The sequence below is a fragment of the Ferrovibrio terrae genome, assembly GCF_943372915.1.
Lineage (GTDB): Bacteria > Pseudomonadota > Alphaproteobacteria > Ferrovibrionales > Ferrovibrionaceae > Ferrovibrio > Ferrovibrio terrae_A.
On the sequence record NZ_CALSAN010000045.1, the window covers coordinates 20472 to 28259 of the forward strand.

The 7788-nt window shown below is 61.2% G+C and carries 2 protein-coding genes and 1 tRNA gene; 2 read left to right on the forward strand and 1 reads right to left on the reverse strand.

Translation table 11 applies throughout. The annotated features are described in order from the left end of the window. Nucleotides 1-34: 34 nt before the first annotated feature. On the reverse strand, nucleotides 35-763 hold the full coding sequence (locus AAG821_RS20505) for a FadR/GntR family transcriptional regulator (protein WP_341914685.1): 729 nt from the start codon (nucleotides 761-763) through the stop codon (nucleotides 35-37). A gap of 301 nt (nucleotides 764-1064) precedes the next feature. Between AAG821_RS20505 and AAG821_RS20510 the strand changes: the two genes are divergently transcribed. Both AAG821_RS20510 and AAG821_RS20515 read left to right on the forward strand, forming a co-directional pair. Next, nucleotides 1065-1140, forward strand: a tRNA-Glu gene (locus AAG821_RS20510). A gap of 756 nt (nucleotides 1141-1896) precedes the next feature. Next, the coding region (locus AAG821_RS20515; RefSeq protein ID WP_341914686.1) for a cadherin-like domain-containing protein at nucleotides 1897-7788 on the forward strand (5892 nt) is incomplete at its 3' end.

Below are 7788 nucleotides of genomic sequence, written 5' to 3' on the forward strand. Positions count from 1 at the left end.
GGATCCGATACTGGTGCGCAGTGGACGAAACGGCTTAGCCCGGCTGGTCGGTGTTCATGGCTTTCAGCAGGGCTTCCTGATGCGAGGCGATATGCTGGCGCATGATCTGCGTCGCGCGAACGGAATCGCGGGCGGCGATGGCGGCGGCGATCTCCAGATGCTGGCTGGCCGAGCGCGCCTTGCCGTCGGGCGTGCGGGCGCGGGCGCGCGTGCTCTGCCAGGAGGGGTCGTAGCGGATCTTGTCGATCACCTCGAACAGGTCGAGGAACAGCCGGTTGCCGGCGGCTTCGGCCAGGCTGCGATGAAATGCGCTGTCCCAGCGCTCCAGGGTTGCCGGTTCGGTATCGAGACCGGCGGCGGCGACCCGTTCGGCCAGGCGCTGGATCATGGCGATCTGCTCGGCGCTGGCGCGATGGGCAGCCAGCCCGGCGATGCTGGGCTCGATATGCAGCCGCACTTCCATGATCTCGTAGAAATTCGTGCGGCTGGCCAGCCGGCTGAGCGTCGGCGCCGAGGAGGAGGGTGCAGGGCCGATGAAGGTGCCCTTGCCCTGGCGGCGCCAGATCTTGCCCTCGGCTTCCAGTTCCGACAGCGCCTGGCGCACCACGCGGCGGCTGACGCCCAGGCGGGCCGACAGGTCGCGCTCGGTGGGCAGCGGATTTTCCGGAAAAGCCGAATGCTCGACCAGCAGTTTGCGCAACACGCCAACGGCCTCAGCGGCACTGCCGACGCGAATGGAGGGCTTGAGCGTCATCTCGTTCATGACTCCGAACCTAAACACAATGGTTCGGGGCCGACAAGACTAAATCCTTGTACCAAATGCCAATTTAATGCGCAGTATGCTGCCTCTTCCGGCAAATCGCGCCCAGGTAAAGCGGACCATTTTATAAATTGGTTCAAAACCAGCAGGGGTGGCGGTCGCGCTGCGGGAATCGTCCCGCGAAAGCGTGCGGAGTCAGGCCGGGGAGCAGCTATTGATTTGTGCGCAGCGACCCGGTACACACCGCGTCGCACCGGGCAACCGGGGCCGCTTTCCGGGTCGATGATTCGGGCAGCCACAGGCCGACCCCATCGTCTAGAGGCCTAGGACGTCACCCTTTCACGGTGAAGACACGGGTTCGAATCCCGTTGGGGTCGCCAATTCAGTCTTTTGAAAAGACTTGAAGCTATCTGACAGCGCAGTGTCTGCCCCGGGCTCTCAAGCGGGCGTGTCAGACAAAGGGCAGACAGCTTTCGACCCGATCTCGGCGTTGCGGCTTTTAGAGCTGATATTGCGCTTCAATAATTACAGTGCACTGCTGTCATCGGTGTCGGCAAGCGAGTCGAATCCTCGACCCGTATCTTCACCTTCTAACGGTGAAGTTGACGGTGATCTGACCGTAGATAATGAGCCCAGTTTAAAAATGAAGAAGATGAAGCTGGACGTTAAGTCATAGCGCAATCAGCCTTGAAGGCCGCCGTTTCCACTCGCCTTCGGTACTCCTGCACACAGTGGATTTTCACGATTGCTTTTAGGCCATAGAACCGAAATTGAATCGCGAGGCATTGCGATTTCGTCGACGTCGTCCTTTCAGGCTTTCAATCTGGCCGCAGCTATATGCGGAGCATCGATTCTGATCGTCTCAGGGTCTTTCGTGGAAGCAGGCGATGACAAATTTCGGCGAAGTTGCTGATACCTGCTCTTGAGCATGTGCATTTCCCTTGTCGCATATATTTTAAATATTTGTATAACGAATCGATAAAGCATCTCCGGTTGCAGCTGAAACAAGACTCTGCTACCGAATCTGCATGTGAGTAGCAAAGGCGAGTCGTCGGCAAGTGATGAGGACTCGGAAACCCAAACGCCTCTCATGGCCAGAACGGTCGCTGAGCCGTGAGACCTAGAAAGGGTCTTTCATGCCTACCAATCAGAACCCGGATTCCATCAACGATAGCGGCTTTGGCCTCCTTGAAGACCGCTTTCTGAAACTGAAGCCGGATCTGCTGCTTGGTAACGACAGCGATCCGGACGGCAACACGCTCTCGATCCTCTCCGTGCAAAGCGCGGTTGGCGGGACTGTCGCCTTCGACCAGGATGGTGACATCGTCTTCACGCCGACCACCAATTTCCACGGCGCAGCCAGCTTCACTTACACGGTTTCGGATGGCAACGGCGGTATGGATACCGCGACCGTCAGCCTGAATGTCACAGACGATGATCTTTCACTGGCGCAGGTATCGACCCGCATCGGTAGTGGCCTGGTGAGCGTGCAGGACATCCGCAAGGGAGACTTCAATGGGGATGGCATCACCGACCTGCAGGTGATCAACAGCCCAACATATGGCAGCGAGCATGTGAGCGGCGGCGCCACGGTGTCCGTTGCCTATGCCAATGGCGTTATCATGGGCCAGGAAGGCTCGCTGGCTATGCGGCTGAACGGCGGCGATTTCTCTGCGGCTGCCGCCAGCGGTCCGAATGTGTACAAGTTCACTGCGGTCAATTTTACCTCGACATTTGCCGATATTGATAACGACGGTGACACCGACATCGTTGCAGCGAATGCGGGCACCAGCCTGGGCTTTACGGAGGGCGGTGCGTCGCCAGATGCCACGATCGACGCCACGCGCTCAAGTTCTGCGCTGGGCGGCTTCAAGTTGATTTCCAGCGTGGCAACCGACTTCAACGGCGACGGCAAGACTGACCTGTTTGCCAGCGTCTACAACTCCTCCATGTTCGGCGGCGTGTCCGCCGGCACGCTGTCGATGGCGGGCTGGATGGGCACCGTGACTGGGCCATCGGCAACAGCCAGCTTCACCGCCTACAGCGGCGTCAATCCCGTCGGCGGCGCAACCCAGGCCTCGATGACCTATCTGGCCGGGGCGGGTGATATCAACAATGACGGCTATGGCGACATCGTTACCAGCGTCGGCGCCGGCAACGACGGCTATTACAATATCGGGGCGATGAAAATCACCTTCGGCAATGCCGCGGGCAGCTTCGAGCAGAACCTGTCCAGCAATGCCGGCGGACTGATTCTGACCAATTTCAATTACGCTGGCGGCGATCCATTTTATCGCAAGGTTGCATTCGGCGGCGATGTTGACGGCAACGGCGCTGCCGACATGGCGGGCTGGGGGACCGGCGCGACCGGCGGCTTCGTGCTATTCGGCAATGCCAGCTACGCGGCCGGCGCCAGTGTGGATGTCGCAGCGCTGAACGGGCAGACCGGCGTGCGGTTGACCGGCGTGTCTTCTGGCGTCAGCACCATGGCGCTGGGCGACCTGAACGGCGACGGACTGGGCGATATCGTGGTGGGCAGCAGTGCCGCCGCTGGCGGGGCCGGCAAGCTGTGGGTCATCTGGGGCAAGCAGGGCGGTTTCTCTTCCGGCAACATCGACCTGTCGCAGGAGGCAACCGGGCAGTTCATCACCCTGACCGGCGCTGCCGGCCAGGGCATCGGCTCGGCGCTGTCCATTGCCGATATCAATGGCGATGGCAAAAACGATCTTGTCATCGGCTCCACTAGCGGCACCCTCGATGTGGTCAGTCATTTTGCCTTCCCGCAGAACAATGCCGCCCCGGTGGCGCAAGGCGAAACGCTTAACGGCACCGAAGACCAGGCGTTGACGATCCAGGCCTCCGCGTTGCTGAGCAACGACACTGACGCCAATGGCGACATTCTATCAATTGCAGGCGTGAGCAATGCGGTGGGCGGCTCGGTCACGCTGAATGCCAATGGCAGTGTGACTTTCACGCCGACAGAAAATGTCAACGGACCGGTCTCGTTCGAATACACGGTCTCGGACGGGCGAGGTGGCACGGCGAACGCAACAGCTACCATCAATCTGGCGGGTATCAACGATGCAGCCACCGTCAGCATCGATCGCTACACCTATGCCAGTGTGGATCAGGTCAGCAGCCAGTATCAGTCTGATATCAGCAACTTCATCAATGTCCTGACCGATACCCATGAAACCGTGGCGCTGCCGGAGCAGTATCGTAACGGCACAGGGCCGATCAGCCTGGACAATCAGGAACGCGAGGTGATCGTCCACTTCCATTCCGAAGTGGCGGGGAACCAGAGTGTCATCGGTTTCTATGTCATCAACACCGATGGCAGTTTCGGTCCGGCGCGCATTGTTTTCCCCAATGCATCGCAGACGCCGCCGGTGTTGGATCCAGATGATCCGAACAATCCGACTGATTCCTATACCTCTGTCAGCCTTGGCATGTTCCCGGCTGGAACCAACTTCGGCCTGTTCATGATCAGCAACGGTGCGGGCAATGCCCAGACCGATGCCCTGATCGATCAGGTGACTGCCGGCACTGCGCAGATCAGCTTCGTCAACGGCAGCAATTCCGGACTGACGGCGTCTCTGTTCGACACCGTGGCGCCGCAGCTGATGGTGCACGATCTCAATACCGCGGCATCGACGGGAACGGCGATCAACCAGTCGGCAACGCCGGTATTCCATACGGCAGCCAGCGAGAACGCCCATTTCAACGGCGTGACGCTCGACACGCGGGCGCTGAATATCGATGGCGCCCAGCATGCCGCGGCTGGCCAGGGCGAGCTGAATGACGGCGCGAACACGCCTGCGCCGGATCGCATTGCCATCGGCTGGGAGGATCTTGCCGGCAGCCAGAATCCGGATTTCGATTTCAACGATGTCATCATCCAGGTCGAGATCGCCGAGGCGACGGTCACGCAGGTCAACCCTGCCAACGTGGGCGCAGCGGCCAATCTTACGCTTTCCGATATCGACCATCCGGACCAGGCCGATGCCGACCTGACCGGGGCGAGTTTCCGTATTGCCGATGGATTTGTGACTGGCGATGCGCTGGGGTTGGGCGGCGGTTTCACCATCGGGACGAATGGCGCCGTGCTGAACCAGGGCGTGGCGACCGGCATTTCCGTGGTTGGCGGCGGCTTCGGTGGCGATCCGGCCAATCCTAATGGCTTGACGCTGACCGGACTGGCCGATCTGGTGCTCTATGAACAGATCCTGCGCTCGGTAACCTTCACCAGCAGCAGCGCGACGGCTGGCATCCGCACACTGAATATCACCGTTACGGACACCGGCGGTGCCATCAGTCCGGTTGCAGTCGAGCATCTGGTGGTCGGCAATGGCACAGACCAGAATCTGGTCGGCGGCACCACGGGTGATGACATCCTCACCGGAACCGCTACCACTGACCTGATCTACGGCGATAACGGCAACGACACGCTGGTCGGCGGCAGTGGCGACGACCTGATTTACGGCGGAGACGGCCAAGATGCGATGACTGGCGGCATTGGCGCCGATGTGCTGAACGGCGGCGCTGGCAATGACACGGCAAGCTATGGGAATTCCGCGTCCGGCGTGACGGTTCATCTTGGCGCCGGCCCCGGCAGTGGCGGAGACGCGCAGGGTGATACCCTGACCGGGATCGAGAACCTGACCGGCTCGGCCTTCGGTGACAATCTGACCGGTGACGCGGTTGCCAATGCCCTGAATGGCGGTGCGGGCGACGACACGCTGATCGGCGACTATGGAAATGATACGCTGGATGGCGGTGCAGACGGCGACTGGATGGACGGCGGGGCCGATGACGACACCCTGATCGGCGGCGCCGGCGCCGACATGTTGATCGGGAATATTGGCGCCGACACGGCGAGCTATGCGAGTTCGTCAGCGGCGGTGACGGTCAATCTCGGCACCGGGACGGGCGCTGGCGGCGACGCCGAGGGCGACACGCTGACCGGGATCGAGAACCTGATCGGTTCGGCCCATGGCGATACCCTCAATGGCGATGGCAACGCGAACGTCATCCAGGGCGGCGCCGGCCAAGACATGTTGAATGGCGGCGCGGGCGCCGATGTGCTGAGCGGCGGTACCGGCACCGACAATGCCGGCTACGACGATTCCGCGGCGGCGGTCACGGTCAATCTGGCAACCGGTACCGGCAGCGGCGGCGACGCGCAGGGCGATACGCTGACCGGCATCGAGAATGTCTCCGGCTCTGACTATGCCGATACGCTGACCGGCGATGCCAATTCCAATGTGCTGAACGGCAACAATGGTGCCGATATTCTGAATGGTGGCGGCGGCGCGGATATTCTGCTGGGTGGCGATGCCAACGACACGCTGAATGGCGAGGATGGCGACGATCAACTCAATGGCGGCGTTGGTGCCGATGTGCTCAATGGCGGCATGGGCAGCGATACGGGCAACTACGGCGCTTCGTCTGCGGCGGTGACCGTCAGCCTGGCAACCAGCACCGGAACCGGTGGCGATGCGCAGGGCGACACGTTGACCGGGATCGAGAATCTGCTCGGTTCGGCTTATTCGGATACGCTGACCGGTGATGGCAACGCCAATATCCTGAATGGTGACGACGGCAACGATACGCTGCGGGGCGGCGCCGGAGCGGATGTGCTGATCGGTGGTGCGGGCGTCGATACCGCGAGCTATGCCGGCTCTACGGCACCGGTGAGTGTCAATCTGGCGACCGGCACGGGTAGTGGCGGGGACGCGCAGGGCGATACCCTGACTGGGATTGAAAATCTGATCGGTACGGATCATGCCGATACCCTGACCGGCGATGGCAATGCCAATACCCTTGACGGGGGGTATGGCCATGATCTGCTGCAGGGCGGTGGCGGCAATGACACGCTCCTGGGCTACGACGACAATGATGCACTGACCGGTGGTGCTGGGGCTGATGTGCTGGACGGTGGCGCCGGCATCGATACGGCGAGCTATGCCGGGTCGACGATCGCCGTGACGGTCAACCTCGGCATCGGCACGGGCGCCGGCGGCGATGCCGAAGGCGACACGCTGACCGGGATCGAGAACCTGACCGGCTCGGCCAATGATGATGTCCTGACTGGTGACGGTGTCGCGAATGTCATCAATGGCGGTGCGGGCAATGACTCGATCGCGGGCGGTGATGGCAGCGATACGCTGAATGGCGGTGAGGGCAACGACACGCTGAACGGCGGTGCCGGTTCAGACAGCTTGACCGGCGGTGCCGGCGACGACACGTATAATTTCGACGGCAGCGACAGCATGACTGAAGCCGCCAATGCCGGCAGCGATACCGTGGTATCGTCGCTTTCCTATACTCTGGCCGCCAATTTCGAGAATCTGACGTTGACCGGCACGGCGGCGCTGAACGCCACGGGCAATGACGTGGACAACATCCTGATCGGCAACAGTGGCGCCAACACCATCAATGCCGGCCTCGGCGCCGATACGCTGCAGGGCGGCGGTGGAAACGACAGCCTGTTCGGCTATGCCGGTAACGACACTTATCGTTTCGGTCGTGGCGATGGCGTCGATACAGTCCTGGATGAATATTACTACAGCTACACGACTACCGTTTTTACGTATAGCGAGGAAAACGGCTATTACTGGGACACGAACACCTACTGGACCTATGGCAATGCCGGCAACGACACGCTGGAATTCGGCGCGGGGATTACGGCGGCCGATCTGTTGTTTGAAACCAGCGGCAACAATCTGATCGTCGGCCTGCAGAACGCCGGCGGCACGCTGACGGCGGCGAGCCAGGCGGCAGACCGCGTCGTGCTGCAGAACTGGTACGACGTCAACAGCCAGATCGAGAATTTCCGCTTCGCCGATGGCTCGACCCTGTTGATCCAGAGCGGCAGCACCGGCGACGATGTCATGACCGGCAGCAGTGGCGATGACCGCCTGTGGGGCGCGGCCGGCAATGACACGATCACCGGCAATGCCGGCAATGACCAGATCGACGGCGGCGACGGCAACGACACGCTGAATGGTGGCGACGGCAATGACCAG

What these genes read in the sequence shown, in the direction of transcription:
- AAG821_RS20505 (WP_341914685.1), bottom strand. Translation starts at nt 763, where the DNA reads ATGAACGAGATGACGCTCAAGCCCTCCATTCGCGTCGGCAGTGCCGCT.